This window comes from Saccharothrix longispora (genome assembly GCF_030852425.1).
In the GTDB taxonomy this organism is placed as follows: domain Bacteria; phylum Actinomycetota; class Actinomycetes; order Mycobacteriales; family Pseudonocardiaceae; genus Actinosynnema; species Actinosynnema longispora.
Map to the genome: position 1 here is coordinate 284093 of NZ_NSDM01000007.1, position 24689 is coordinate 308781.

Genomic DNA, 24689 nt, shown 5'->3' on the forward strand with positions numbered 1-24689 from the left:
TCCGCTCGTCGCCCCACCGCTCACCGGCGTCCTGCTCTAGGCGCGCTGGGCGGGCGGCTCGATCCGGTTCAGCTCCAGCGTCGCCGGCATCGGGCCGCCCTCGGTCAGCCAGCGCTCCAGGTCGTCCATCGTCGCGTCCTGGAGCACGAACCCCAGCCACACCGGCTTGTGCCCGCGCGGCTTCACCACGACCACGTTCGAGTGCTCGCACGCGTCCAGGCAGTCCGCCGTGCGCACCCGCAGCCGGTCGCCCGACGCCGCCGCGAGCGCCGTCAACCGGCGCACCTGCTCCTCGTGGTCGTAGTCCGGGTGCTTCTTCACCGTGCCGCAGCAGCACCCGCGGCACACCGTGACGTAGTCACGCACTACACGGTCTCCCGGAGCGCGCCCGACCCGTCCGCCCGCAGCACCCGGGCGCCCGCCGTCAGGTCGCGCACCGCCGACACCGACGCCTCGTCCACCGCCTCGGCCGCCGTCACGACCGCCGCCGCCTCCAGGCCCTCCGCGCCGCTGGACACGGCCGCCGCGACCGCCGCCTGCAACGCGGTCAGCCGCAGCGACGGCAGCGCGACCGTGGTCGCCGCATAGGTCCGGCCGTCGGTGTCCCGGACCGCCGCGCCCTCCGCCGCACCGGTGCGCGCCCGCGCCGACCGGGCCAGCGTGATGATCTTCAGGTCCTCGGGGTCGAGCTCACTCACCGGGTTCCCCCTCGTCGTCGTCCCTGGGCGCCGGGCGGACCAGCACCGTCGTGATGCGCACCCGCCCGCGTTCGTCCTTGCCGCCCTCGGCCCGCATCCGCAGGCCCGCGATCTCCGCCTCCGTGCCCGGCAGCGGCACGCGGCCCAGCCGCTGCGCCAGCAGACCGCCCACGGTCTCCACCTCGTGGTCGTCCAGCTGCGTGCCGAACACCGCGTCCAGGTCGTCGACCGGCAGCCGCGCGCTCACCCGCACCGACCCGTCGGCCAGGTGCTCCACCGGCGGCCGGTCCTCCGTGTCGGACTCGTCGGTGATCTCGCCGACGATCTCCTCCAGGATGTCCTCGATCGTCAGCAGGCCCGCCGTGCCGCCGTACTCGTCCACCACCACCGCCAGGTGGTTGCGGGACAGCTGCATCTCCCGCAGCAGGTCCGCGATCGGCTTCGAGTCCGGGATGAACGACGCCGGCTTCATCACGTCCGCCACCGACACGCCGTTCGGCTCCTCGGCCAGCGTCAGCCGCACCAGGTCCTTCAGGTTCACCACGCCGACGATGTCGTCGACGCTCTCCCCGATCACCGGCACCCGCGTGTACCCGGTCCGCAGCGACAGCGCCAACGCCTGCCGGATCGACTTCGTCGACTCGATCCACACGATCTCCGTGCGCGGCACCATCACCTCGCGCGCGATCGTGTCGCCCAGCTCGAAGACCGAGTGGATCATCTCCCGCTCGCCCTCGTCGACCACGCCGCGCTCCTGCGCCATGTCGACCAGCTCGCGCAGCTCCACCTCGGACGAGAACGGGCCCTCGCGGAACCCCTTGCCCGGGGTGATCGCGTTGCCGACCAGGATCAGCAACCTGCTCAACGGGCCCAGCACGCGGCCGAGCACCCGGATCGGCCCCGCCGCCACCAGGCTCACCGCGTACGGGTGCTGCCTGCCGATCGTGCGCGGACCCACGCCCACCAGCACGTACGACACGACCAGCATGCTCAGGCCCGCGACCAGCATGGCCACCCACCCGGTCGCGATCAGCCGGAAGCACACCACCGTCACCAGCACGGTCGCCGCCAGCTCGCAGCCCAGCCGCAGCAGCAGCAGCAGGTTCACGTGCCGCGGCCGGTCGGCCAGCAGCGCGATCAACTGCCGGGTGCCGCTGCGCCCCTGCCGCTGCAACGCCTCGACGCGCGCCCGCGACACCGTGCCCAGCGCCGCGTCCGCGCCCGCGAACGCGCCCGCCGCGAGCACCAGCAGCACGGCCAGCACGAGCAGACCGGTGTTACCCGCCACCACGTCGGCCGCCTCAGGCTGTCGGCTCGGGCCGGTCCGCGTCCTCCAGGCCCACCGCCCCGAGCAGCTTCGAGTCCGCCTCGCGCTGCGCCGACTTGCGCTCCGCCTCCGCCACCGAGGCGCGGAAGTCGCCCAGGATGCGGTTCTGCAACGTGAACATCTCCCGCTCCTCCGCGGGTTCGGCGTGGTCGTAGCCGAGCAGGTGCAGCACGCCGTGCACGGTCAGCAGGTGCAGCTCGTCCAGCAGGCCGTGCCCCGCCTTCTTCGCCTGGTCCTTGGCGAAGTCCGGGCACAGCACGATGTCACCCAGCAGCGCCGGCCCCAACCCGGCCGCGTCCGGCCGCCGGGCCGAGTCCAGCTCGTCCATCGGGAACGCCATGACGTCCGTCGGACCGGGCAGGTCCATCCAGCGCTGGTGCAGGTCCGCCATCACGTCCAGCTCGACGAGCAGGACGGACAGCTCGGCCAACGGGCTGACGCCCATCCGGTCCAGGGCGAACCGGGCGGCGGCGACGATGGACGGCTCGTCCACGCCGACGCCCGACTCGTTCGCGATCTCGATGCTCACGGGCCTATCGTCCCCGGCGCTGCCCACGGGACCTCGCACCGGGTCCGGCGTGGTGCTGGTGACCCTCCCCGGCTTCGCGTTCCTCCTGCTCGACCTGCCACTTGTCGTAGGCGTCCACGATGTCCGCCACCAACTGGTGACGGACCACGTCGTTGCTGGTCAGGACGGAGAAGTGGACGTCGTCGACGCCTTCGAGGATCTCCCTGACCACCTTCAGGCCGCTGCGCTGCCCACCGGGCAGGTCGACCTGCGTGACGTCGCCGGTCACCACGATCTTCGAGCCGAAGCCCAACCGGGTGAGGAACATCTTCATCTGCTCGGGCGTCGTGTTCTGCGCCTCGTCGAGGATGATGAACGCGTCGTTCAGGCTGCGGCCGCGCATGTAGGCCAGCGGGGCGACCTCGATCGTGCCCGCCTGGGTGAGGCGGGGGATGGACTCGGGGTCGACCATGTCGTGCAGCGCGTCGTACAGCGGGCGCAGGTAGGGGTCGATCTTCTCGTTCAGGGTGCCGGGCAGGTAGCCGAGGCGTTCGCCCGCCTCGACCGCCGGGCGGGTCAGGATGATGCGGTTGACCTGCTTGGCCTGGAGGGCCTGCACGGCCTTCGCCATCGCCAGGTAGGTCTTGCCGGTGCCCGCGGGACCGATGCCGAACACGATCGTGTTCTGGTCGATCGCGTCCACGTAGTGCTTCTGGTTCAGCGTCTTCGGCCGGATCGTGCGGCCCCGCCGGGAGATGATGTCCAGGCTCAGGACCTCGGCGGGCGACTCGCTGGTGCCCGCGGACAGCATGGCGACGGTGCGGCGGACCGTGTCGGGTCCGACCTGCTGGCCGCGGCTGGCGAGGGTGACGAGCTCGGAGAACACCCGTTCGGCGAACGCCACGTCGGCGGGTTGCCCGGACAGGGTGATCTCGTTGCCGCGCACGTGCACGTCGGCGTCGAGGAGTTCTTCGGCGAGCCGGAGGTTCTCGTCGCGCGATCCGAGCAGGGCCAGCACCGCGCCGTCGGGCACGGAGAACTTGGACTGCGCGTCCTGGGCGGTGGCCGCGTCCCGGCTTGCCTGCGGCGTGTTGTCAGCGGTACCGGCCACGTGGCCTCGGGCCCTCTTCCTGCGCGTTCGCGCGGTGCTCGGGTGGACTTGACCTGCCCCGTCGATGCTAGCCGCCGGCACCGACAGTCCGCACCGGAGTAAGGCCGGCGGAAACCGGTGGGTACGGCGGGTGCGCTCGTGCCGGTGTCGCCCCGGCAAGGCCCCTCGGCGAGGGGCCCCGGCCGGGGGGCTCAGGCGAGAGGGCCCAGCCGGCGCCCGCCGAGCACGTGGAGGTGGGCGTGGAAGACCGTCTGACCTGCGTCGGAGCCGGTGTTGAACAGGGTGCGGTAACCGGTGTCGGCGACGCCCTCGGCCTTGGCGACCTCCCCGGCGGCGAGGAACAGGTCGTCGAGGACGCCGGGCGCGGCGGCGGCCAGGGCGACGGCGTCGGGCGCGTGGGTCTTGGGCACCAGCACGACGTGCGTGGGCGCCTGCGGGGCGATGTCGCGGAACGCCAGCGTGGTGTCGGTCTCGTGGACCACGGTGGCCGGGATCTCCCGGGCGACGATGCGGCAGAACAGGCAGTCGGACATGGGACGCACGCTACCCACCACCGGGGGTCCCCGGGGCCGTCGGACGCGGGGCCGTCGGACGCGGACCCGGCGGGCGCGCACCCGCCAGGCGCAGCGCGGCGTCGCGGCACGCCTCCCAGGCGGGGGTGCCGACGGTGATGACGTCCATGTGGCCGACGCCGGGGAGGGCGACCAGTTCGGCCCCGGAGGCGCGGGCGAACGCGGCGCTCTGCTCGAACGGCACGTCCTCGTCGGCGTCGCCGTGCACGAGGACCACCGGTTTGCCGATGGGCAGCAGGGCGGTGGGCGAGGCGTCGGCGTAGCGGTCGGGCACCTCGTCGGGGGTGCCGCCGAGCAGTTCGGCGGCGCGGCGGGTGACGGCCGGGTGGGAGAGCAGGTCGAGGACGCCGGCCTGGGAGACGGCGGCGGTCACGCGGGGGTGCCGCGCGGCGGCCCAGACGGCGAGGTGGCCGCCGGCCGAGTGACCGAGCGTCACGACGGGGCCGGGGCCGTCGGGCAGCGCGGAGAGGGCGGCGAGCACGTCGTCCCCCGTCTCGGGCCACCCGCCGCCGCCGTCGACGCGCCGGTATTCGACGTTGAACGCGGCGACGCCGTGCGCGACGAGGTCGTCGGCGAGGGGGCGACCGAGTTCGAGACCATAACGTTGATGCCAAAAACCGCCATGGATTACCACGATGACGGGAAAGGATTCACCACCCGGCGTGGAAACTCCCCGAACTGGCTGGGGTGGGGTCCGTAGTCGATGCGCACGCGAAACCCTCCGCACAAAAAAGGGCCGCGTCGCGGTGGGACCTGGGGGTCGTCCCACCGCGACGCGGCGGCGCCGGACCGAGGGGGGAGGTGTCCGGCGAGCCTGCTCCGAGGGACCGGTCCCGGTGACCCGGCCAACCCCTCCGGCCATGAGCGTAACCCCTGCGTCTGGCGTTTGCCAGAAGGGAACGGGGACCGTCACCGCCAGCGATCGGTCAGCACACCCAGCGCACCCAGAGCGACCGCCGCGGCGGTCGACGCTCGCAGAACGGCAGGGCCCAGTCGCACTACGTGCGCACCGGCCGCGGTCAACGCCGACAATTCCTCGTCGGTGATCCCGCCTTCCGGTCCGACGACGAGCAGGACGTCCCCGGAAGTGGGCAGCGGAACCGTTCCGAGCGGCTGCGAAGAAGATTCGTGCAAAACCAATGCGACGGTCGACGAGGACACCAGGGAAGCGAGCCGGGAGGTGGTGACGGGGTCGGCGACGGACGGCACGCGGGCGCGCCGGGCCTGCTTGGCCGCCTCGCGGGCGGTGCTGCGCCACCGCTCGAGTGCCTTCGCGCCACGCGGCCCGTCCTCCCACTTGGTCACGCAGCGCGAGGCCCGCCAGGGCACGACGCCGTCCACGCCCGCCTCGGTGGCCAGCTCCACGGCCAGCTCGCCGCGGTCGCCCTTCACCAGGGCCTGCGCCACGACCACCCGCACGGACGGCTCGGGCACGGTCCAGCGCTCGACGACGCGCAGCCGCAGCGCGTCCTTCACCGCCTCCTCGACCACGCACCGCGCCTGGTCGCCCGAGCCGTCGGACAGGACCAGCTCCTCGCCCGCCCGCAACCGGCGGACGGTGGCCGCGTGCCGGCCCTCGGGGCCGTCGAGGACCGCCGTGCCGCCGGTGGGCAGTGCGGGGACGAGGAAGACGGGCAGCGTCACCGGTGGCCGCGGCCGGAGCGCAGCCGCGAGAACAGCCCGCCGCCGCCCTTGCCGTTGTGGGCGAGCGTCGGCTCGTCCTCGCCGCGGACGACGGCGAGCTCCCGCAGCAGCTCGGTCTGGCGGGCGTCGAGCTTGGTGGGCACCACGACCTCCAGGTGGACGTGGAGGTCGCCGCGGCCGTCGACGCGCCCGCTGGAGCGCAGCCGGGGCATGCCGCGCCCGGTGAGCACCAGCACGGTGTTCGGCTGGGTGCCGGGTTCGATCTCCAACTCCTCCTCGCCGTCCAGCGTGGCCAGCGGCAGGACGGCGCCGAGCGCGGCGGTCGTCATGGGGATGTGCACCGAGCAGTGCAGGTGGGCGCCGTCGCGCTCGAAGACCTCGTGCGGCACCTCCTCGACCTCGACGTACAGGTCGCCGGCGGGGCCGCCGCCGGGGCCGACCTCGCCCTGGCCCGCGAGCCGCACCCGCATGCCCTCGGCCACGCCGGCCGGGATCTGCACGGAGATGGTGCGCCGGGACCGCACGCGGCCCTCGCCGGCGCACTGGCGGCACGGGTCGGGGATGACCTCGCCGAGGCCGCGGCACACCGGGCAGGGCCGCGCGGTGACGACCTGGCCCAGGAAGGACCGCTGCACCGACTGCACCTCGCCGCGCCCGCCGCAGGTGTCGCAGCGCGTCGGGGACGTGCCCTCGGCGCAGCCGCTGCCCACGCACAGGTCGCACAGGATGGCCGTGTCGACGGTCAGCTCCCGCGAGGCGCCCGCCGCGCACTCCTCCAGCGTCATCGACAGCCGGATGAGCGCGTCGGAGCCGGGCTGCACGCGGCTGCGCGGCCCCCGCCCGCCCGCGCCGCCGCCCGCGCCGAAGAACGCGTCCATGATGTCGCCGAGACCGCCGAAACCCGCGAACGGGTCGCCGCCGCCCCGGCCGCCGCCGCCCGGCTCCAGCGGGTCGCCGCCCAGGTCGACGACCTGCCGCTTCTTCGGGTCCGACAGGACCTCGTAGGCGGCGGTCACCTCCTTGAAGCGCGCTTCCTCGTTGGGGTTCACGTCCGGGTGGAGCTGCCGCGCGAGCTTGCGGTAGGCGCGCTTGATCTCCTCGGGTGTCGCGTTCTTGGAGACCCCGAGCGTGCCGTAGTAGTCCCTCGCCACCGTGTTTCCTCCTGCGAGCGGCGTCGTGCGCACGCGCGCGCTCGCCTGCCAAACGTCCTGCGGGACCGCGGTGTTCCTCCCCCGCCGTCACCGCCCGGTCAAGATCTCCCCCACGTAGGTGGCGACCGCGCGCACGGCCGCCATCGTGCCGGGGTAGTCCATGCGGGTCGGTCCGACCACGCCCATCCCCCCGAGCAGGTTGTCCCGGCTGCCGTAGCCGATGGACACGACGGAGGTGCTGCGCATCTCCGCCGCCTCGTTCTCCTCGCCGATGTGCACCAGGATGGTGCCGGGGTCGCGGGCCGCGGCCAGCAGCTTGAGCACCACGACCTGTTCCTCCAGCGCCTCCAGCACCTGGCGCAGCGAACCGGGGAAGTCTGCCACGTTGCGGGTGAGGTTCGCGGTGCCACCCAGCACCAGGCGCTCCTCGGGGTGCTCCACCAGCGACTCGATGAGCACGGTGCCGACCCGCAGCACGACGTCGCGCAGCTCGGCGGGCGCCTCCTCGGGCAGCTGGGCGACCTCGGCGGAGGCGTCGGAGAGGCGCTTGCCGACCATCGCGGCGTTGAGCATGGTGCGCACCCGGGCGACGTTGTCCTCGCTGATGACGTCGCCGAGGTCGACCGAGCGCTGGTCGACGCGGCCGGTGTCGGTGATGAGCACCAGCATGAGGCGGGCGGGCGTGATGGCCAGCACCTCGATGTGGCGGACGGTCGCCCGGCTGAGCACCGGGTACTGCACGACCGCGACCTGGCGGGTCAGCTGGGCGAGCAGGCGGACGCTGCGGCGCAGCACGTCGTCGAGGTCGTAGGCGCCTTCGAGGAAGTTCTGGATGGCCTTGCGCTCGGGCGAGGACAGCGGCTTGACCTCGCTGAGGCGGTCCACGAACAGCCGGTAGCCCTTGTCGGTGGGCACGCGGCCGGCGCTGGTGTGCGGCTGGGTGATGTAGCCGTCCTCCTCCAACTGGGCCATGTCGTTGCGCACGGTGGCGCTGGACACGCTCAGGTTGTGGCGCTCGACCAGGGCTTTCGAGCCGACCGGCTCCTGGTTCGACACGTAGTCGGCGACGATCGCGCGCAGCACTTCGAACCGGCGCTCATCGGCGTTCACCGCACGTCACCTCCGGGACGACCTGGACTGCTTCCCCCCGAGTTTACGGAGGTTGCGGCGGCGGGTGGAAAACCGTTGGTCCGGGTTCGGTCACATCGCCGGCGTCGGGTGTGCTCGACGCCCCCTGCTCGACGCCCTCCAGGCCGCCCCGCGCGAGTCGGTCCGCTCCGGCGCGCTGCGCGTGGGGCCCTTCCTGGCGCGCTTCGACGCGCACAGCGACAACCCCCACGTGAACTACGCGGTGCCCGACGGCGGGGCCGTGCCGGCCTGTCGCAGGTGGCGGGCATCGCGGTGACGCCGGTCGTCGCGGTGCCGCCACCGCGGCGGTCAGGTGAGCCTGCGCACCACGGCGTCGGCGAGCAGCCGGCCCCGGTCGGTGAGCACGCAGCGGCCCGCGTCCAGGGCGGCGGGGTCCAGCAGGCCGTCGGCGGCGGCGGTCCCGGCCTCGGCCCGCCCGTCCTCGTCCAGGACGTCGAGCGGCAGGCCGGTGGCCAGGCGGAGCTCCAGCAGGACGCGTTCGACGCGGCGGTCGTCCTCGGTCAGCACCTCGCGCCCGGCGGACGGCGAGGCGCCCTCGGCGAGCAGTTCGGCGTACTTCGCGGGGTGCTTGACGTTCCACCAGCGCACGCCGCCGACGTGGCTGTGCGCGCCGGGGCCCGCGCCCCACCAGTCGGCCCCCTGCCAGTACAGCAGGTTGTGCCGGCACGCGGCCTCGGCGGAGGCGGCCCAGTTCGACACCTCGTACCAGGTCAGGCCCTGGGCGGTCATGGCCCGGTCGACCAGCTCGTACTTGTCGGCCAGCACGTCGTCGTCGGGCATCGGCAGCTCCCCCCGGCGCACCCGGCGGGCCAGGGCGGTGCCCTCCTCCACGATCAGCGCGTAGGCCGACACGTGGTCCACGCCCGCGCCGCGCACGGCGTCCAGCGACGCCTCCAGGTCGCCGGACGACTCGCCGGGCGTGCCGTAGATGAGGTCGAGGTTCACGTGCTCGAAGCCGGCCTCGCGGGCCTCGCGGGCCGCCGCGACGGGGCGGCCCGGGGTGTGGGCGCGGTCGAGGACGGCGAGGACGTGCCGGGCCGCGGACTGCATGCCGAGCGACACCCGCGTGTAGCCGGCGTCGCGGATCGCGGCGAAGAACGACGGCGAGGTCGACTCGGGGTTGGACTCGGTGGTGACCTCCGCGCCCGGCGCGAGGCCGAACGAGGCGCGCACGGCGTCGAGCACGTCGGCCAGCCCGCCGGAGCCGAGCAGTGACGGGGTGCCACCGCCGACGAAGACCGTCTCGACCGGCGGCGGGGTGCCCAGCACGGTCGCGGCGAGGTCCAGTTCGCGGCGCAGCCCCTCCAACCACGACCGGGGCGACGCGGAGGTGCCCAGCTCACCGGCGGTGTAGGTGTTGAAGTCGCAGTAGCCGCACCGGGTCGCGCAGAACGGGACGTGCACGTAGACGCCGAACGGGCGGGAGCCGAGCCCCGCGAGGGCGGTGACGGGGAGCGAGCCGTCGGGCGGCGCGGGGTCGCCGATCGGCAGGGCGGAGGGCATGGCCCCCATTGTCCCACCTACCAGGCGCGGCACCCCCGTCCCACGATGCGGATGGCGGTGGACCACGCCATGGACGCGTGGCACGCTCATCCACATGACATCGACCGGAGTGCGCCTGGTGGTCCGCCGCCACGTCGACTTCCGGCGCGTGTCCAGCGCGATGTGCCGTCGTTCGGCATAACCCGCGCCCGCATTCTCACCGTCGGCGCCGGGTGCGCTGACGAGACCCCCACCACGGTTCTGCCGGGACTCGCACGCGCACCAGCGCCCCCGAAACCCGGAGGACGAGCATGGTCCCCCCGACGACGACACCTCAGCGCACGAAGCAGCGCCGAGGTGAGGGGCAGTGGGCGCTGGGCTACCGCGAGCCGCTGAACCCGAACGAGCGGAGCAAGAAGGACGACAACCCGCTCAACGTCCGGGCGCGGATCGAGAACGTCTACGCCCGCGGCGGCTTCGACTCCATCGACCCGGCCGACCTGCGCGGGCGGTTCCGCTGGTACGGCCTCTACACCCAGCGCAAGCCCGGCATCGACGGCGGCCGCACGGCCACCCTGGACCCGGAGGAGCTGGACGACGAGTACTTCATGCTGCGCGTCCGCGTGGACGGCGGCCGGCTCACCACCCGGCAGCTGGCCCTGCTCGGCGAGCTGTCGCAGACCTACGCCCGCGACACCGCCGACATCACCGACCGGCAGAACATCCAGTACCACTGGATCAGGGTCGAGGACGTGCCGACGATCTGGCAGAAGCTGGAGGCTGCGGGCCTGACCACGATGGAGGCGTGCGGCGACAGCCCGCGCGTGATCCTCGGCTCCCCCGTCGCGGGCATCGCCGAGGACGAGGTGGTCGACGGCTCCCCCGCGATCGACGAGATCCTGCGCCGCTACATCGGCGACCCGCGCTTCTCGAACCTGCCGCGCAAGTTCAAGACCGCGATCTCCGGCCTGCCGGACGTGGCGCACGAGATCCACGACGTCGCGTTCGTCGGCGTGCACCACCCCGAGCACGGGCCGGGCTTCGACCTGTGGGTCGGCGGCGGCCTGTCCACGAACCCGATGATCGGGCAGCGGCTGGGCGCGTGGGTCCCGCTCGACGAGGTGCCGGACGTGTGGGAGGGCGTGATCAGCGTCTTCCGCGACTACGGCTACCGCCGCCTGCGGCACCGCGCGCGGATCAAGTTCCTGGTCGCGGACTGGGGCCCCGAGAAGTTCCGCCAGGTCCTGGAGGACGAGTACCTCGGGCGGAGGATGGTCGACGGCCCCGCGCCCGAGGTGCCCGCGATCCCCCGCGACCACATCGGCGTGCACCGGCAGAAGGACGGTTCCTACTACGTCGGCGCGGCCCCGATCGCGGGCCGGGTGTCCGGGTCCACGCTGGTCGAGGTCGCCAAGGTCGTGGAGCGCGCCGGGTCCACCCGGGTCCGGCTCACGCCGCAGCAGAAGATCGTCGTGCTGGACGTGCCGGAGGGCGAGGTCGAGGGCCTCCGGGCGGACCTGGCGAAGCTGGGCCTGCAGACCGACCCGTCGCCGTGGCGGCGGGGCGTGATGGCGTGCACCGGCATCGAGTTCTGCAAGCTCGCGATCGTCGAGACCAAGGCCCGCGCGGTCGAACTGGTCTCCGCGCTGGAGACCAGGCTGGCGGACGTCGTCGCCGGCGTCACCGCGCCGGTGTCGGTGCACATCAACGGCTGCCCGAACTCGTGCGCCCGCATCCAGACCGCCGACATCGGCCTCAAGGGCCAGATCGTCACCGACGCGGACGGCGACCAGGTCGAGGGCTTCCAGGTGCACCTGGGCGGCGGCCTCGGGCTGGACGCCGGGTTCGGCCGCAAGCTGCGCGGCCACAAGGTCACCGCCGCCGAGCTGTCGGACTACGTGGAGCGCGTGGTGCGCAACTTCGTGGCGAAGCGGGAGCCCGAAGAGAGGTTCGCGCAGTGGGTCGCGCGGGCGGACGAGGGTGATCTGAAGTGAGCACCCACCGACGCACCTGCCCCGGCGGAGGCCGACATGAGTGAGCGCGCGACACCGTTCTACTGCCCCTACTGCGGCGACGAGGACCTCCGGCCGCAGGAGGAGCCGAGCCACTCGTGGCTCTGCGCCTCCTGCCGTCGCGTGTTCACGGTCAAGTTCGTGGGTCTCAACCTTCCACAGAAGGAGGTGCGGAGATGACCGCCCCGACCAGGGTCGAGGAGCTCAAGGTGATCGCCGAGGCCGCCTCGGCCGAGCTGGCGGACGCCAGTGCCGAGGAGGCGCTGGCGTGGACCGCCCGCACGTTCGGCGACAGCTGGATCGTCGCGTCGAACATGCAGGACGCGGTGCTGGTCGACCTGGCCACCAAGGTCAAGCCGGACGTGGACGTGCTGTTCCTGCAGACCGGCTACCACTTCGCCGAGACCATCGGCACGCGTGACGCGGTGGACCTGGTCTACCCCGGTGTGCGCATCGTCGACGCCGCCGCCGAGCAGTCGGTGGCGGACCAGGAGGCCGAGTTCGGCCCGCTCAACCGGACCGACCCGACCCGGTGCTGCGAGCTGCGCAAGGTCGTGCCGCTCCGGCGGACCCTGGCGGACTACGACGCGTGGGTCACCGGTGTCCGCCGGGTCGACGCCCCGACCCGCGCGAACACCCCGATCGTGCAGTGGGACGACCGCAACGGGCTGGTGAAGGTCAACCCGATCGCGCCGTGGTCCGACGAGCGGTTCAACGCCTACATCGCCGACCACGGAATCCTGGAGAACCCGCTGGTGCAGGCCGGTTACCCCTCCATCGGCTGCGCGCCGTGCACCGCGAAGCCCCTGCCGGGTTCGGACCCGCGCAGCGGCCGGTGGGCGGGGCTGGCCAAGACAGAATGCGGGTTGCACGGATGACCGCCACGACGACGGCCCTCGACGCGCTCGACCGCCTGGAGTCCGAGGCGATCCACATCTTCCGCGAGGTCGCGGGCGAGTTCGACCGGCCGGTGATCCTGTTCTCCGGCGGCAAGGACTCCACGCTGCTGCTGCACCTCGCGGTGAAGGCGTTCTGGCCCGCGCCGGTGCCGTTCCCGCTGCTGCACGTGGACACCGGGCACAACTTCGACGAGGTCATCGAGTTCCGCGACCGGGTGGTCGCGCGGCACGCGCTGCGGCTGGAGGTCGCGAAGGTCCAGGACTACATCGACGACGGCCGGCTCGCCGAGCGCCCGGACGGCACCCGCAACCCGCTCCAGACCGTGCCGCTGCTCGACGCCATCACCACCCACCGGTTCGACGCCGTGTTCGGCGGCGGGCGGCGGGACGAGGAGCGGGCCCGCGCCAAGGAGCGGATCTTCAGCCTGCGCAACTCGTTCGGCCAGTGGGAGCCGCGCCGCCAGCGGCCCGAGCTGTGGAACCTCTACAACGGGCGGCACCGCCCCGGCGAGCACGTGCGCGTGTTCCCGCTGTCCAACTGGACCGAGCTGGACGTGTGGCACTACATCGCCCGCGAGGGCATCGAGCTGCCGTCGATCTACTACGCCCACCGGCGCGAGGTGTACCTGCGCGACGGCATGTGGCTCGCGGAAGGCCCGTGGGGCGGCCCGCGCGACGGCGAGGTCAAGGTCGAGAAGACCGTGCGCTACCGCACCGTCGGCGACGGGTCGTGCACCGGCGCCGTCGAGTCCGACGCGACCGACATCGGGACCGTCATCGCCGAGGTCGCGGCGTCCCGCCTCACCGAGCGCGGCGCGACCCGCGCGGACGACCGGATGTCCGAGGCCGCCATGGAAGACCGCAAGCGGGAGGGGTACTTCTAGATGAGCGACCTGTTGAGGCTGGCCACGGCGGGCAGCGTGGACGACGGCAAGTCCACGCTCGTCGGCAGGCTGCTCTACGACACCAAGTCGGTGCTCGCGGACACCCTGGACGCGGTGCACCGCGCCAGCGCCGACCGCGGCCTGGCCACCCCGGACCTGTCACTGCTGGTGGACGGCCTGCGTTCGGAGCGTGAGCAGGGCATCACCATCGACGTGGCCTACCGCTACTTCGCCACCCCGAACCGGTCTTTCGTGCTCGCGGACACCCCCGGACACGTCCAGTACACCCGCAACACGGTGACCGGCGCGTCCACCGCGCAGCTCGGCGTGCTGCTGGTCGACGCCCGCAAGGGCGTGATCGAGCAGACCCGGCGGCACGCGGCCGTGCTCGCGCTGCTGGGCGTGCCCAGGCTCGTGCTGGCGGTCAACAAGATCGACCTGGTCGGGTACGACGAGGTGACGTTCTCCCGCATCGCCAAGGAGTTCACCGCGCACGCCACCGCCCTCGGGTACGCCGAGGACGCCGTCGTGGAGATCCCCGTGTCGGCGCTGGCGGGCGACAACGTGGTGGAGCGCTCGGCGCGCACGCCCTGGTACTCCGGTCCGACGCTGCTGGAGCACCTGGAGACGGTGCCGGTCGAGTCCGACCCGCACGACGCGCCGTTCCGCTTCCCGGTGCAGTACGTGATCCGGCCGCGCACCCCCGAGCACCCGGACTACCGCGGCTACGCGGGCCAGGTCGCCGCGGGCACCGTGCGGGTGGGCGACGAGGTCGCCGTGCTGCCCGGCGGGCTGCGCACGACCGTGACCGGCATCGACACCGCCGACGGCCCACTGGGGGAAGCCGCGGCGGGCCGGTCCGTGACGCTGCTGCTGGCGCACGACGTGGACGTCTCGCGCGGTGACCTGATCGCCGCCGCGGCCGCCCCGCCGACCGTGACCGACGAGTTCGACGCCACCGTGTGCTGGCTGTCGGAGAAGCCCCTCGCGCCCGGCGCGCGGGTGCTGGTCAAGCACGGCACGCGCACCGTGCAGGCGATCGTCACCGAACTGCGCACCCGGTTCGACGAGCAGAAGCTCGCCAGCACCGACGCGCCCGCCTCGCTGGCCCTCAACGAGATCGGCCAGATCGGGGTTCGCACTGCCGAAGCCATTCCGGTCGACGACTACACGCGCAACCGCCGCACTGGTTCCTTTCTCATCATCGACGTCGCCGACGGCAGCACGCTGGCCGCCGGGCTCGTGGGGGCGCCCCTGCCGGAGCTGGACGGCGTGGACAGCTGTACCGGGGACGGTAACTCCGCCCCGTCCACCGACGACCACGCCCTCGTCTCCCCCGGCCCCTGAAAGGTCCCGTCGTGAGCCTCCGACGCCGCCTCCTGAGCACCTCACTGGTCGCCCTGACCGCCGTCGCGCTGTCCGCGTGCTCCCGCATCGACCGCGACGGGGAGTCGGCCCCCGCCGCCGACCAGGGCGCGGCGGCCGAGCTCCGCCTCGGCTACTTCCCCAACGTCACCCACGCCGCCGCGCTGATCGGCGTGGACAAGGGGCTGTTCGCCGAGGAGCTGGGGTCCACCAAGCTCACCGCGCAGACGTTCAACGCGGGCCCCGAGGCGGTGAACGCGCTGCTCGGCTCGTCGCTGGACGCCACGTTCATCGGCTCCGGCCCGGCCATCAACGCCTACGCGAAGTCCGGGGGCGAGGCGATCCGGCTCGTCGCGGGCGCCACGTCCGGCGGCGCGCAGCTCGTCGTGAAGCCGGGGATCACGTCCCCCGCCGACCTCAAGGGCAAGGTCGTCACCACGCCGCAGCTGGCGAACACCCAGGACGTGGCGCTGAAGAAGTGGCTGTCCGACCAGGGGCTCTCCATCGGCGCCGGCCCAGACCAGGTGAACGTCACCAACACCGAGAACGCGCAGTCGCTCGACCTGTTCAAGCGCGGTGACGTGCAGGGCGCGTGGGCGCCGGAGCCGTGGTCCTCGCGGCTGGTGCTCGACGCGGGTGCCGAGGTGCTGCTGGACGAGAAGGCCCTGTGGGAGGACGGGAAGTTCCCGACCACGGTGCTGGTCGTGCGCACGAAGTTCCTCCAGCAGCACCCGCAGACCGTGGAGGCGCTGCTGCGCGGCCACCTGGCGGCCACCGACTTCGCGCGGAACAACCAGGTCGAGGCCAAGCAGGTCGTCAACAACGCGCTCAAGACCCTGACCGGCAAGGCTCTGGGCGAGCCGGTGCTGGACCGGGCGTTCGGCGGTATCGAGCTGGTGCTCGACCCGCAGGCCAAGTCGTTCCCGCAGCTGGCGAAGGACGCGGTGACGGCGGGCGTGGCGAAGGAGGCCGCCGACGTGGCGGGGCTCGTCGACTTCACGCTGCTGAACAAGGTGCTCTCGGCGGCGGGCAAGCCGACCGTGGACGCCGCCGGGCTGGACAAGAAGTAACCCAGGGAAGGCAGGCACACCATGACCGCCACTCTCGAGCCCTCGGCCGCCCACGCCACCGCGGAAGCGGCGGTGACGCTGTCCGGGGTCCACAAGGTCTTCGGCCACGGCGCAGCGGCCGTCTCCGCGCTCGACGGGCTCGACCTGCGGGTCGCGCCGGGCGAGTTCGTCTGCCTGCTGGGCGCGTCCGGCTGCGGCAAGAGCACGCTGCTCAACCTCGTCGCCGGGCTGGACGCGCCCACCTCGGGCACCATCGCGCTGACCACGTCGCGGCCCGCCGTGATGTTCCAGGAAGCCGCCCTGATGCCGTGGCTGACCGCCGCGCGCAACGTGGAGCTGCCGCTGCGGCTCGCGGGCCTCAAGCGCGGTCCGCGCCGGCAGAAGGCCGGCGAGCTGCTCGACCTCGTCCGGCTCGGCGGCGCCGGGCACAAGCGCCCGCACGAGCTGTCCGGCGGCATGCGCCAGCGCGTGGCCCTGGCGCGCGCCCTGGCGTCCACGCTGGGCAGCGCCGAGGAGGGCACGCCCGGCCTGCTGCTGATGGACGAGCCGTTCGCCGCGCTCGACGCGATCACCCGCGACGTGCTCCAGGCGGAGCTGGTGCGGGTGTGGCGCGAGACGGAGAACGCGATCCTGTTCGTGACCCACGACGTGCGCGAGGCCGTGCGGCTGGGCCAGCGGGTCGTGCTGCTGTCCTCGCGGCCGGGTCGCGTCGTGCGCGAGTGGGACACCACCCGGGGTGACGAGGCGACGCTGATCGACGACATCACCTCGCACCTGCGGGAGGTGATCAGTGGCCACGCAGCGGCTTGAGAACGACCTCGCGGCGGTCGGCGCCGGGCTCGACGCGCTCGACGCGCCGACGCAGGAGCGGCGGCCGTCGCCGGGCAGGCGGTTCGTCCGCACCGCGCTGCCGCCGCTGGTCGCGTTCGCCCTGCTCCTGGGCGTGTGGCAGGCGCTGTGGGCGTTGGCGTTCTGGCCGGAGTACCAGTTGCCCTCGCCCGGGTCGGTGTGGGGTTCGGTGGTCGAGGCGATCGAGACCGGCCGGGCCGTCGAGGTGCTGTGGACCTCCGTGCACCGGGCCGTGCTCGGCTTCCTCACCGCCGTGCTGATCGCCACGCCGCTGGGTCTGCTCATCGCCAAGGTGCGCGTGGTGCGGGCGGCGATCGGGTCGCTGCTGACGGGCCTCCAGTCGCTGCCGTCGGTGGCGTGGGTGCCCGCGGGCATCCTGTGGTTCGGCGCGACCCCGACGACGATCTACTTCGTGGTGCTGATGGGCTCGGTGCCGTCGATCGCCAACGGCCTGGTGTCCGGTGTGGACCAGATCCCGCCGCTGCTGCCGCGCGTCGGGCAGGCCCTGGGCGCGGGCAAGCTCGCGGCGGCCCGGCACATCCTGCTGCCCGCCGCCCTGCCGGGCTACCTGGCCGGGCTCAAGCAGGGGTGGGCGTTCTCCTGGCGGTCGCTGATGGCGGCGGAGATCATCGCCACCTCGCCGCAGCTGGGCGAGGGCCTGGGCCAGTACCTGCACAACGGGTCGTCGCTCAACGACATCTCCATGGTGATCGCGGCGATCTTCCTCATCCTGCTCGTCGGCGTCGGCATCGAACTGCTGGTGTTCCGACCGCTGGAGCGGGCGGTGCTGCGGACCCGCGGTCTGACGGGGGCGCTGTGACCGCGCTCGTGGCCGTGGCCCACGGCAGCCGCGACCCCCGTTCGGCGGCGACCGTGCACGCCCTGCTGGACGTGGTGCGGGCGATGCAGCCGTCGCTGGACGTGCGGGCCTCGTTCCTGGACCTGTCCGTGCCGCTGCTGGGCGACGTGCTGCGGTCGGTGCGCGCCGACGGCCACCGCTCGGCGGTGGTGGTGCCGCTGCTGCTGGGGCGGGCGTTCCACGCGCGCGTCGACGTGCCGGGCGCGGTGGCCGAGGCGCGGGTGCCCGCGCTGGACGTGACGATCTCCGACGTGCTGGGCCCGGACCCGCGCCTGGAGTCCGCCGCCCTGCGCCGGCTGGCGTCGGTGGGCGTGCGCTCCGGCGACCGCTCGCTCGGCGTCGTGCTGGCGGGCGCGGGCTCCTCGCACGCCCCGGCCAACGCCGCGGTGTCCTCGATCGCCGCCCGCTGGGCCGCCGGTGCCGGCTGGGCGGGCGTGGAGGCCGCGTTCGCCTCCTCCGCGTCGCCGGACGTCACCACCGCGGTGGCCCGGCTGCGCGCCCGCGGCGCCCGCCGCATCGCCGTCGCCTCGTGGTTCCTGGCGCCGGGCCTGCTGCCCGACCGGGTGGCGCGGCTGGCCGGCGACGACGCCGTCGTCGCACCGCCGCTGGGGTCCGACCCGGAGGTGGCGGAACTCGTGCTGCACCGGTACGCGGGCGCGGCGCGGGTGAAGCAGTCGAACGGCGGCGCGCGCTGCCCGGGCGTGCAGCGGCCGGGCACCTCGGCGATCGTCCTGGCCCCGGCCGCCCGGCGCTAGAGGCCCTCCTCGTCCAGCGCCGCGATCAGCCGCTCCATCACGGCCAGGGTCGTGCGCAGCTCGTCCACGTCCACCCGGGACGAGACGCGGTTGGTGAAGGCGTGCTGGGCCGCGGTCAGGCGGCGGACCGCCGAGTAGCCCTCCCCGGTCGGGCGCAGCAGCTTGGCGCGCTTGTGCGCCGGGTTGGGCAGGTACTCGGCCAGGCCCCTCTCCACCAGCAGGTCGGCGATGCGCTGCACGCTCTGCCGGGTCAGGCTCATCTCGCGGGCGATGCCGGACACCGGCAGCGGTTCGCGCAGCACCGCGCCGAGCACCTGCCACCACGCCGCCGTGAGGCCGACCGGCTTCGTCATCACCTCGGCGGCCCCCAGGAAGCCGCCGTAGAGGCGGAACGTGCGCATGACGACCTCGGTCAGCACGTCGCCCGCTTCGGTGCGCGGCTCCACCGGCGACCCGGTCACGCGTCCACCGGCCGGCCGGACCACGCCGGGTCGCCCGTGCTGTGCAGGCCGTACCAGGCTTCGAGCACCTCCGGGGTGTACAGGTCCAGTTCGGCGAAGACCTCGCGCGCGAACTCCAGCGCCGACGCGCCGCCGGCCGTGACCAGGCCGCCGGACCGGACGGCGCGCTCGGGCCGGAACAGCGCCGCGCCGCCGTAGCCGGGCGCCGAGGACAGCTCCTCGACCGCGTTGCCGGTGTGCGGCCGGTCGTCCAGCAGGCCCTCGGCGGCCAGGCCCGCCACCGCGCCGCAGATCGCGGCGACCGGGACGCCCGCCTCCAGCCAGCGCCGCGCGGCGACGGCGAACGGCGCGTTGCCGCCGCCCTCCCACGAGTCGCCGCCGGGCAGGACCAGCATGCCGCTGCCGGCCGGCGCGACGTCGTCGAGGACCAGGTCGGGTGTGATGCGCACGCCGCCGATCGTGGTCACCGGGTCGGGCGCGGCGGCGACCGTGCGGATGCGGTGGCGGCCCGGCGAGCGCTGGAACGCCGGGTTGTTCACCCCGGCCGCCACGTGCCCGAACTCCCAGTCGGCCAGGCCGTCGTAGACCGCGAGGTGGATCGTCGTCGTCATGACAGCATCCTGTCGATTTGACAGCATCCTGTCAAGAAAGGGGGACCGTAGAGTGCCGCGCATGGCAGACGAGCTGGTCCACTACGAGGTGCGGCGTGGCATCGCGACGATCACGCTGGACTCCCCCCACAACCGCAACGCCCTGTCCACGCGGCTGCGCGCCGAGCTGACCGGTCACCTGGAGACGGCCACCGCCGACGACACCGTGCGCGTCGTCGTGCTGAGCCACACCGGACCGGTCTTCTGCTCCGGCATGGACCTGAAGGAGGCGGGCGGCGCGAGCGCCGGCGAGCAGGGGGTCAACGAGTTCCCCGCGATCCTGGAGCGCATCTGGACCAGCCCGAAGCCCGTCGTGGCACGGCTGGCGGGCCCCGCCCGCGCGGGCGGCGTCGGCCTGGTCGCCGCCTGCGACATCGCGGTCGCGGTCGACACGGCCACGTTCGCGTTCAGCGAGGTCCGCATCGGCGTGGTGCCCGCGGTCATCTCGGTGACCGTGCTGCCCCGCCTGCTGCCGCGCGCCGCGCACGAGCTGTTCCTCACCGGCGAGACGTTCGCCGCACCGCGGGCCGCGGCCGTCGGCCTGATCAACTCCGCCGTGCCCGCCGGGGAACTGGACGCCGAGGTCACCCGCTACACGGACATGCTGGCGCTGGGCGCGCCGACCGCGCTGGCCGCCACCAAGCGCATGCTGCGGGAACCCCGGTCGAGCGACCTCGACGAGGTGTTCGCCGACATGCTGGAGCTGTCCGCGAAGCACTTCGGCGGCCCCGAGGGGCAGGAGGGCATCGCCGCGTTCGTCGAGAAGCGCCCGGCGAGCTGGGTACCCCGGGACTGACCGCGCCTCAGTCGGCGCGGACGACGGTCAGCACGCGGTCGCCCGCCTCGGCGGTGCGGGCGACCGCGTCGGCCAGCACGGCCTCGACCGCGGCGTCACCGCCCTCCCACACCAGCACGTGCTCGCCCTCGGGCAGCCACGACAGGTCGGTGAGGCCGTCGTAGAGCGCGTCGAGGTTCTGCCCGAACCAGGCCGGGAAGCTCAACGCCTCGGCGATCGCCGCGATGGCGGCCCGCTTCGAGCGCGCGCCGGACCGCACCCGGTGCCGGTGGGTGCTCACCGGGTCACGTCCACGACGACGAACGACGCGTAGTGGTCACCGGTGTAGTAGACCTCGTCGGCCGACCCGGTCACCAGTCGCCGCGCGCCGCGGTCGTCGCTGCCCGGCGTGGGCACGGTGTACTCGCGGTAGTAGTCGCGGGACTTCCGCGGCAACCGCTCCTCGCGGTTCCGGAACTCGACCCCGTCGTTGCGCGGGTAGGGGAACGGCCCGCCCTTCTCCACCAGCTCCCACGTCGTGCGCGCCTGCGCCGGCAGGTCCGACAGCTCCTCGACCGGCAGCCCCGAGGACGCGCCCGGCACGGCGGCGGCCGTGGCACCGCTCGGGGTGCCGCCGGGAGGCGTGTCGTCCGAACCGGTCAGGCCGGGGACGAAGTACCCGACCACGACCAGCGCGATCAGACCGAGCAGTGCGACGGTGAGACGACGTGCGGGGGTCACCCCCAGAGCCTACGAACCGCTCCCTGCGTCGGCCTTCCCGGGCTCCGCGGGCACCGCGGCCGGGGGCACCTTGGGCACCGGGTTGTAGCGGCTGGAGGCGTTGTCCACCACCCGGTCGATCAACCGCGCCGCGCCCAGGCACAGCGGCAGCAGCACGCACATGAGCAGGCCGAACTGGAAGGGGAAGGCCAGCTGGGCCATCCACAGCTCGACCCCGTCCCACCACTGCTCGAAGGCGTCCACCACCCGTCCGAGCGTAGTGGCGTGACGTGCTTCACCGCACACCGATCCGTACTTGTCGGTAAGTTCGCCCCATGTTCGCCGTCTACGCAGCCGAGCCGAGCCCGCAGGACCCGATCGCCGCCCTGCGCGTCGGCGAGCGACCGGACCCGGAGGTGCCGGACGGCTGGGTGCGGGTGGCGGTGCGCGCCGCGAGCCTGAACATGCACGACCTGTGGACGCTGCGCGGCGTGGGCATCAAGGCGGACCGGTTCCCGATGGTCCTCGGCTGCGACGGCGCGGGCGTGCTGGAGGACGGCACGGAGGTCGTGCTGCACTCGGTGATCGGCGACCCGGCGTGGTCCGGCGACGAGACGCTCGACCCGGGCCGCACCCTGCTGACCGAGAAGCACCAGGGCACGTTCGCCGACCACGTCGTCGTGCCCGCGCGCAACGCGCTGCCCAAGCCGGCGGGGCTGTCCTTCGCCGAGGCGGCGTGCATGGGCACGGCGTGGCTGACGGCCTACCGGATGCTGTTCGTGAAGTCCGGTCTGCGCCCGGGCCAGACGATGCTCGTGCAGGGGGCGTCCGGCGGCGTGTCGACGGCCCTGGTGCAGCTGGGCCGGGCGGCGGGCTTCCGGGTGTGGGTGACCGGCCGCACCGAGGAGAAGCGCGCGCTGGCCACGTCCCTGGGCGCGCACGCCGCGTTCGAGTCCGGCGCGCGGCTGCCCGAGCGGGTCGACGCGGTGTTCGAGACGGTCGGCAAGGCCACCTGGTCGCACTCGATGAAGTCGCTCAAGCCCGGCGGGATCGTGGTGATCTCGGGCGCCACCAGCGGTGACGCCTCCGCCGCCGAGCTCCAGCGGCTGTTCTTCCTCCAGCTGCGCGTGATCGGCTCGACCATGGGCACCCGCGAGGAGCTGGGCGACCTGCTGTCGTTCTGCGAGCTGAACGGCCTGCGCCCGCAGATCGGCGCCGAGCTGCCGTTCGAGCGGGCCGAGGAGGGCTTCCGCTCGATGCTCGACGGCGAGACCGCGGGCAAGATCGTGTTCAGCCGGTCCTGAGCAGGTCGAGCAGGACCTCCGGGTCCTGCGCGCCGGCCACGCCCCGGTTGCCCACCACGAACGTGGGAACCGACCGCACGCCGATCGCGACGCCCCCGGCCAGCTCCTCGGTGAGGCGCTCGGCCAGGGCGTCGTCGTCGAGCGCGGCCTCCGCGCCCTCCAGCCCCGCCCCGGTCGCCAGCGCCACGAGCACGTCCCGGTCGCCGAGGTGCGCTCCCTCGGTGAAGTGCGCGTGGAAGAAGCGCTCGCCGACCGCGCCCTGCACGCCCTGCTCGCGGCCGAGCAGCAGCAGCCGGTGCGCGTCGAAGGTGTTCGCCTCCACCTGCCGGGACAGGTCGTAGGCCAGGCCCACGCCCGCGGCCACCTCGGTGACCCTGGCCTGCGCCTGGCGCGCGCCGTCCGCGCCGAACTTCTCCCCCAGCACGTCCACCATCGGCCGCCCGCTGTTCGCGGCGCGCGGGTCCAGCTGGAATGGTCGCCACACGACCTCGACCGCCTCGCCATCCCACCGCTCCAGCGCGCGCTCCAGCTTGCGCTTGCCGATGTAGCACCACGGGCAGACCACGTCCGACCACACGTCGAGTTGCACGAACCGGACAACCTCCCCCTGTTCCCGGTTGTTCCCGCTCCCGCTCGTCCTGGTGGGCGACGCCGCGTGCGCGTGCGGTTCGCCTCGCACGACCGGGTCCGGGGACGCGGCCGCGGCCGCGGTTCGGCGTCCGGTCCGCCACCGGCCCCTGGTCTCCACTTCGCCTGCGGCGGGCGCAGGTCAGTCCCCGACGGGACCGGCGCCGACCGGACCGACGCCCAGGACCGAGGCGCACCACCCGTCGACCACGTCCGCGAGCACGGCCATCGGCAGCGGACCGCCCCGCAGAACGAGGTCGTGGAAGGCCCTGATGTCGAACCCGTCGCCGAGGCGGCGCTCGGCGTCACCGCGCAGGCGCTGGATCTCCAGCCGCCCCACCATGTACGACAGCGCCTGCGCGGGGTTCTCGATGTACCGGTCCACCTCGGCGAAGATGTCGACGTCGGGCATGACCGCGTTGGCGCGCAGGTAGTCCACGGCCTGCTGCCTGCTCCACCCCAGCGCGTGCAGACCGGTGTCCACGACGAGCCGGGCGGCGCGCAGCGAGTCGCCGGACAGCATCCCCAGCCGGGCCACGTCGTCGCTGTACAGGCCCATCTCGTCGGCCAGTCGCTCCGTGTAGAGGGCCCAGCCCTCCAGGTACGCCTCGATGGAGGCGAACCGGCGCAGCAGCGGCAGGTCGTCGAGCCGCTGGGCCAGCGCGATCTGGAAGTGGTGGCCGGGCACGCCCTCGTGGAACGCGGTCGCCTCGGCGCTGAACCGGTCGCGCTCGTGCGCCCGGTGGGTGTTCACGAAGTAGGTGCCGGGCCGCGACCCGTCCATGGCCGGGTCCATGTAGTAGGCCAGCGGGGCGTTGGGCGCCTCCGCCTCGGGCACCGGCTCCACCGCGCAGCGCGCGGACGGGACCGTGCCGAACCAGTCGGCCGCGACGCGTTCGGCGCGGGCGATGCACTCCCGCGCCAGCACCAGCATGTCGTCGGCGCCCGCCCACCGCAGGCCCGGGTCGGCCAGGAGCCTGGCCCGCACGCCGGCCGCCGTGACGGGGCCGAACACGCGGGCGCCGATCTCCTCGTACTCCCGGTCCAGCGCCGCGATCAGGTCCAGGCCGACGCGGTGCAGCTCCTCCGGCGTGTGCCCGGTCGTGGTGTAGAAGCGCACCAGCTCGGAGTAGATCCGCTCGCCGTCGGGCAGCCAGCACAGGCCGGGCCGGTCCTCGCCGCGCCCGCGCCCGGCGATCTCGGTGCGCAGGAAGTCGCGGTAGCGGGCGAACGCGGGCCGCACCTCCCCGGCCAGCAGTTCCGCGCCGCGCGAGGCGAGGTCGGAGCCCGCCAGGGGCGTGCCCAGCGGGTCCTCGGCCTCCGCCAGGTACCGGTCCAGGCGGGCGACGGCGGCGTCCACCAGGTGCCGCACGGGGCGGCGGTCGGACGCGCGCTGCCGCGCGGCGAGCGCGTCGAGGTGGTCGGGCAGCGCCGCCAGCCGGGTCAGGTAGGCCCGGCGCGCCTCGTCGTCACCGGGCCGGACCATCGGTAACGCGGCGAGCAGGACGACCACCGGCGCGTTGAGCCCCTCCGCGTGCGTGTGCTCGACGAGGTTCGCGTCCAGGCGGCGCACCAGGCCGCGCGCCTGCTGCACGACCACGGCCCGCGTCACCGGGTCGTCCGCGCCCTCACCGGCCCGGCGGGCCACGTCCTCGGCTCGGGCGCGGAGGACGTGCGTGCCCTCGGCGCTGTGGTCCGGCAACCGGTGGTCCCACCCCGGGATGCCGAGCAGGGTGGCCATGACGGGATCGGCGTCCAGCACCAGGGTCAGCAGCTCGTCGGCGAGTTCGCGCGCGGTGGTCACGCGGACATTCTCG

General features: G+C 73.6%; 30 protein-coding genes. 12 read left to right on the forward strand and 18 right to left on the reverse strand.

Going from position 1 to position 24689, the window contains the following annotated elements:
* Nucleotides 1-36: 36 nt before the first annotated feature.
* The 10 genes from CKY47_RS18555 to hrcA all read right to left on the reverse strand — a co-directional run bounded on the left by CKY47_RS18555 (nucleotide 37) and on the right by hrcA (nucleotide 8121).
* Nucleotides 37-366, reverse strand: coding sequence for a (2Fe-2S) ferredoxin domain-containing protein (locus tag CKY47_RS18555; RefSeq protein WP_306747110.1), 330 nt, complete (start codon nucleotides 364-366; stop codon nucleotides 37-39).
* Nucleotides 366-698 (reverse strand): cytidine deaminase-like protein, encoded by a 333-nt coding sequence (locus CKY47_RS18560; RefSeq protein WP_306747111.1) that lies wholly within the window; start codon nucleotides 696-698, stop codon nucleotides 366-368. Before CKY47_RS18560 ends, CKY47_RS18555 begins: the two co-directional genes overlap by 1 nt.
* Nucleotides 691-1986 (reverse strand): hemolysin family protein, encoded by a 1296-nt coding sequence (locus CKY47_RS18565; RefSeq protein ID WP_306747227.1) that lies wholly within the window; start codon nucleotides 1984-1986, stop codon nucleotides 691-693. Before CKY47_RS18565 ends, CKY47_RS18560 begins: the two co-directional genes overlap by 8 nt.
* A 13-nt stretch (nucleotides 1987-1999) precedes the next feature.
* Nucleotides 2000-2554, reverse strand: a complete 555-nt coding sequence (gene ybeY / locus CKY47_RS18570) for an rRNA maturation RNase YbeY (protein ID WP_306747112.1) — start codon at nucleotides 2552-2554, stop codon at nucleotides 2000-2002.
* Nucleotides 2555-2558: 4 nt separating this feature from the next.
* Nucleotides 2559-3644, reverse strand: coding sequence for a PhoH family protein (locus CKY47_RS18575; RefSeq protein ID WP_306747113.1), 1086 nt, complete (start codon nucleotides 3642-3644; stop codon nucleotides 2559-2561).
* 191 nt (nucleotides 3645-3835) lie between these two features.
* The gene (locus CKY47_RS18580) at nucleotides 3836-4177 is read right to left on the reverse strand and encodes a histidine triad nucleotide-binding protein (RefSeq protein WP_306747114.1); all 342 of its coding nucleotides are present in this window, start codon (nucleotides 4175-4177) and stop codon (nucleotides 3836-3838) included.
* Nucleotides 4178-4187: 10 nt separating this feature from the next.
* Nucleotides 4188-4850 carry an alpha/beta hydrolase family protein gene (locus CKY47_RS18585; protein WP_306747115.1) on the reverse strand — a complete coding sequence of 221 codons (663 nt, stop codon included), beginning with the start codon at nucleotides 4848-4850 and terminating at the stop codon, nucleotides 4188-4190.
* A 275-nt stretch (nucleotides 4851-5125) separates the two neighbouring features.
* Nucleotides 5126-5860 carry a 16S rRNA (uracil(1498)-N(3))-methyltransferase gene (locus CKY47_RS18590; RefSeq protein WP_306747116.1) on the reverse strand — a complete coding sequence of 245 codons (735 nt, stop codon included), beginning with the start codon at nucleotides 5858-5860 and terminating at the stop codon, nucleotides 5126-5128.
* Entirely contained in the window at nucleotides 5857-7011 is a 1155-nt protein-coding gene (gene dnaJ / locus CKY47_RS18595; RefSeq protein ID WP_306747118.1) for a molecular chaperone DnaJ, read from the reverse strand. Before dnaJ ends, CKY47_RS18590 begins: the two co-directional genes overlap by 4 nt.
* Nucleotides 7012-7098: 87 nt before the next feature.
* Nucleotides 7099-8121, reverse strand: a complete 1023-nt coding sequence (gene hrcA, locus CKY47_RS18600; RefSeq protein WP_306747119.1) for a heat-inducible transcriptional repressor HrcA — start codon at nucleotides 8119-8121, stop codon at nucleotides 7099-7101.
* A 64-nt stretch (nucleotides 8122-8185) separates the two neighbouring features.
* On the opposite strand from hrcA, the gene CKY47_RS18605 reads away from it, so the two are divergent.
* On the forward strand, nucleotides 8186-8416 hold the full coding sequence (locus CKY47_RS18605) for a hypothetical protein (RefSeq protein ID WP_306747120.1): 231 nt from the start codon (nucleotides 8186-8188) through the stop codon (nucleotides 8414-8416).
* Nucleotides 8417-8448: 32 nt separating this feature from the next.
* Here the strand turns inward: CKY47_RS18605 and hemW are convergent, their stop codons facing one another.
* Nucleotides 8449-9663 carry a radical SAM family heme chaperone HemW gene (gene hemW / locus CKY47_RS18610; protein ID WP_306747121.1) on the reverse strand — a complete coding sequence of 405 codons (1215 nt, stop codon included), beginning with the start codon at nucleotides 9661-9663 and terminating at the stop codon, nucleotides 8449-8451.
* A 290-nt stretch (nucleotides 9664-9953) separates the two neighbouring features.
* Between hemW and CKY47_RS18615 the strand changes: the two genes are divergently transcribed.
* The 9 genes from CKY47_RS18615 to CKY47_RS18655 are packed head-to-tail and all read left to right on the forward strand — an operon-like array spanning nucleotide 9954 to nucleotide 18335.
* Nucleotides 9954-11636, forward strand: coding sequence for a nitrite/sulfite reductase (locus CKY47_RS18615; protein WP_306747122.1), 1683 nt, complete (start codon nucleotides 9954-9956; stop codon nucleotides 11634-11636).
* A gap of 36 nt (nucleotides 11637-11672) precedes the next feature.
* Nucleotides 11673-11834 (forward strand): Insertion element protein, encoded by a 162-nt coding sequence (locus tag CKY47_RS18620; protein ID WP_306747123.1) that lies wholly within the window; start codon nucleotides 11673-11675, stop codon nucleotides 11832-11834.
* Nucleotides 11831-12532: a phosphoadenylyl-sulfate reductase gene (locus tag CKY47_RS18625; protein WP_306747124.1), complete on the forward strand. Its 702-nt coding sequence runs from the start codon at nucleotides 11831-11833 to the stop codon at nucleotides 12530-12532. The genes CKY47_RS18620 and CKY47_RS18625 overlap by 4 nt, the downstream gene beginning before the upstream one ends.
* A complete protein-coding gene (cysD, locus tag CKY47_RS18630; protein ID WP_306747125.1) occupies nucleotides 12529-13437 on the forward strand; it encodes a sulfate adenylyltransferase subunit CysD in 909 nt (302 codons plus the stop codon). The genes CKY47_RS18625 and cysD overlap by 4 nt, the downstream gene beginning before the upstream one ends.
* A complete protein-coding gene (locus CKY47_RS18635; protein WP_306747126.1) occupies nucleotides 13438-14784 on the forward strand; it encodes a sulfate adenylyltransferase subunit 1 in 1347 nt (448 codons plus the stop codon).
* Nucleotides 14785-14795: 11 nt separating this feature from the next.
* Nucleotides 14796-15872, forward strand: coding sequence for an ABC transporter substrate-binding protein (locus CKY47_RS18640; RefSeq protein WP_306747127.1), 1077 nt, complete (start codon nucleotides 14796-14798; stop codon nucleotides 15870-15872).
* A gap of 21 nt (nucleotides 15873-15893) precedes the next feature.
* The gene (locus tag CKY47_RS18645; RefSeq protein WP_306747128.1) at nucleotides 15894-16682 is read left to right on the forward strand and encodes an ABC transporter ATP-binding protein; all 789 of its coding nucleotides are present in this window, start codon (nucleotides 15894-15896) and stop codon (nucleotides 16680-16682) included.
* Complete coding sequence (locus CKY47_RS18650; protein WP_306747129.1) at nucleotides 16663-17541, forward strand: ABC transporter permease; 879 nt, start codon at nucleotides 16663-16665, stop codon at nucleotides 17539-17541. Before CKY47_RS18645 ends, CKY47_RS18650 begins: the two co-directional genes overlap by 20 nt.
* Complete coding sequence (locus tag CKY47_RS18655; protein ID WP_306747130.1) at nucleotides 17538-18335, forward strand: sirohydrochlorin chelatase; 798 nt, start codon at nucleotides 17538-17540, stop codon at nucleotides 18333-18335. The genes CKY47_RS18650 and CKY47_RS18655 overlap by 4 nt, the downstream gene beginning before the upstream one ends.
* Here the strand turns inward: CKY47_RS18655 and CKY47_RS18660 are convergent.
* Together CKY47_RS18660 and CKY47_RS18665 are read right to left on the reverse strand one after the other, a co-directional pair.
* Complete coding sequence (locus tag CKY47_RS18660; RefSeq protein ID WP_306747131.1) at nucleotides 18332-18796, reverse strand: MarR family winged helix-turn-helix transcriptional regulator; 465 nt, start codon at nucleotides 18794-18796, stop codon at nucleotides 18332-18334. The two genes, CKY47_RS18655 and CKY47_RS18660, sit on opposite strands and share 4 nt — an antisense overlap.
* A complete protein-coding gene (locus CKY47_RS18665) occupies nucleotides 18793-19407 on the reverse strand; it encodes a DJ-1/PfpI family protein (protein ID WP_306747132.1) in 615 nt (204 codons plus the stop codon). Before CKY47_RS18665 ends, CKY47_RS18660 begins: the two co-directional genes overlap by 4 nt.
* 61 nt (nucleotides 19408-19468) lie before the next feature.
* On the opposite strand from CKY47_RS18665, the gene CKY47_RS18670 reads away from it, so the two are divergent.
* Complete coding sequence (locus CKY47_RS18670; protein ID WP_306747133.1) at nucleotides 19469-20242, forward strand: enoyl-CoA hydratase-related protein; 774 nt, start codon at nucleotides 19469-19471, stop codon at nucleotides 20240-20242.
* Nucleotides 20243-20249: 7 nt separating this feature from the next.
* Here CKY47_RS18670 and CKY47_RS18675 read toward each other — a convergent pair whose 3' ends face one another.
* From CKY47_RS18675 to CKY47_RS18685, 3 genes are read right to left on the reverse strand one after another with little or no spacing between them, the layout of a single operon-like run.
* Nucleotides 20250-20522 carry a barstar family protein gene (locus tag CKY47_RS18675; protein ID WP_306747134.1) on the reverse strand — a complete coding sequence of 91 codons (273 nt, stop codon included), beginning with the start codon at nucleotides 20520-20522 and terminating at the stop codon, nucleotides 20250-20252.
* Nucleotides 20519-20962 (reverse strand): guanyl-specific ribonuclease, encoded by a 444-nt coding sequence (locus tag CKY47_RS18680; RefSeq protein ID WP_306747135.1) that lies wholly within the window; start codon nucleotides 20960-20962, stop codon nucleotides 20519-20521. The genes CKY47_RS18675 and CKY47_RS18680 overlap by 4 nt, the downstream gene beginning before the upstream one ends.
* A gap of 9 nt (nucleotides 20963-20971) precedes the next feature.
* Nucleotides 20972-21208, reverse strand: a complete 237-nt coding sequence (locus CKY47_RS18685; RefSeq protein ID WP_371320693.1) for a hypothetical protein — start codon at nucleotides 21206-21208, stop codon at nucleotides 20972-20974.
* Between the two features lie 68 nt (nucleotides 21209-21276).
* Here CKY47_RS18685 and CKY47_RS18690 point away from each other — a divergent pair, with 68 nt between their 5' ends.
* The gene (locus CKY47_RS18690) at nucleotides 21277-22245 is read left to right on the forward strand and encodes a quinone oxidoreductase family protein (protein ID WP_306747136.1); all 969 of its coding nucleotides are present in this window, start codon (nucleotides 21277-21279) and stop codon (nucleotides 22243-22245) included.
* On the opposite strand, the gene CKY47_RS18695 is transcribed toward CKY47_RS18690, so the two are convergent.
* Together CKY47_RS18695 and CKY47_RS18700 are read right to left on the reverse strand one after the other, a co-directional pair.
* A complete protein-coding gene (locus tag CKY47_RS18695) occupies nucleotides 22232-22834 on the reverse strand; it encodes a DsbA family oxidoreductase (protein WP_306747137.1) in 603 nt (200 codons plus the stop codon). The two genes, CKY47_RS18690 and CKY47_RS18695, sit on opposite strands and share 14 nt — an antisense overlap.
* A gap of 180 nt (nucleotides 22835-23014) precedes the next feature.
* Nucleotides 23015-24676: a DUF885 domain-containing protein gene (locus tag CKY47_RS18700; RefSeq protein WP_306747138.1), complete on the reverse strand. Its 1662-nt coding sequence runs from the start codon at nucleotides 24674-24676 to the stop codon at nucleotides 23015-23017.
* Between the last annotated feature and the right edge of the window lie 13 nt (nucleotides 24677-24689).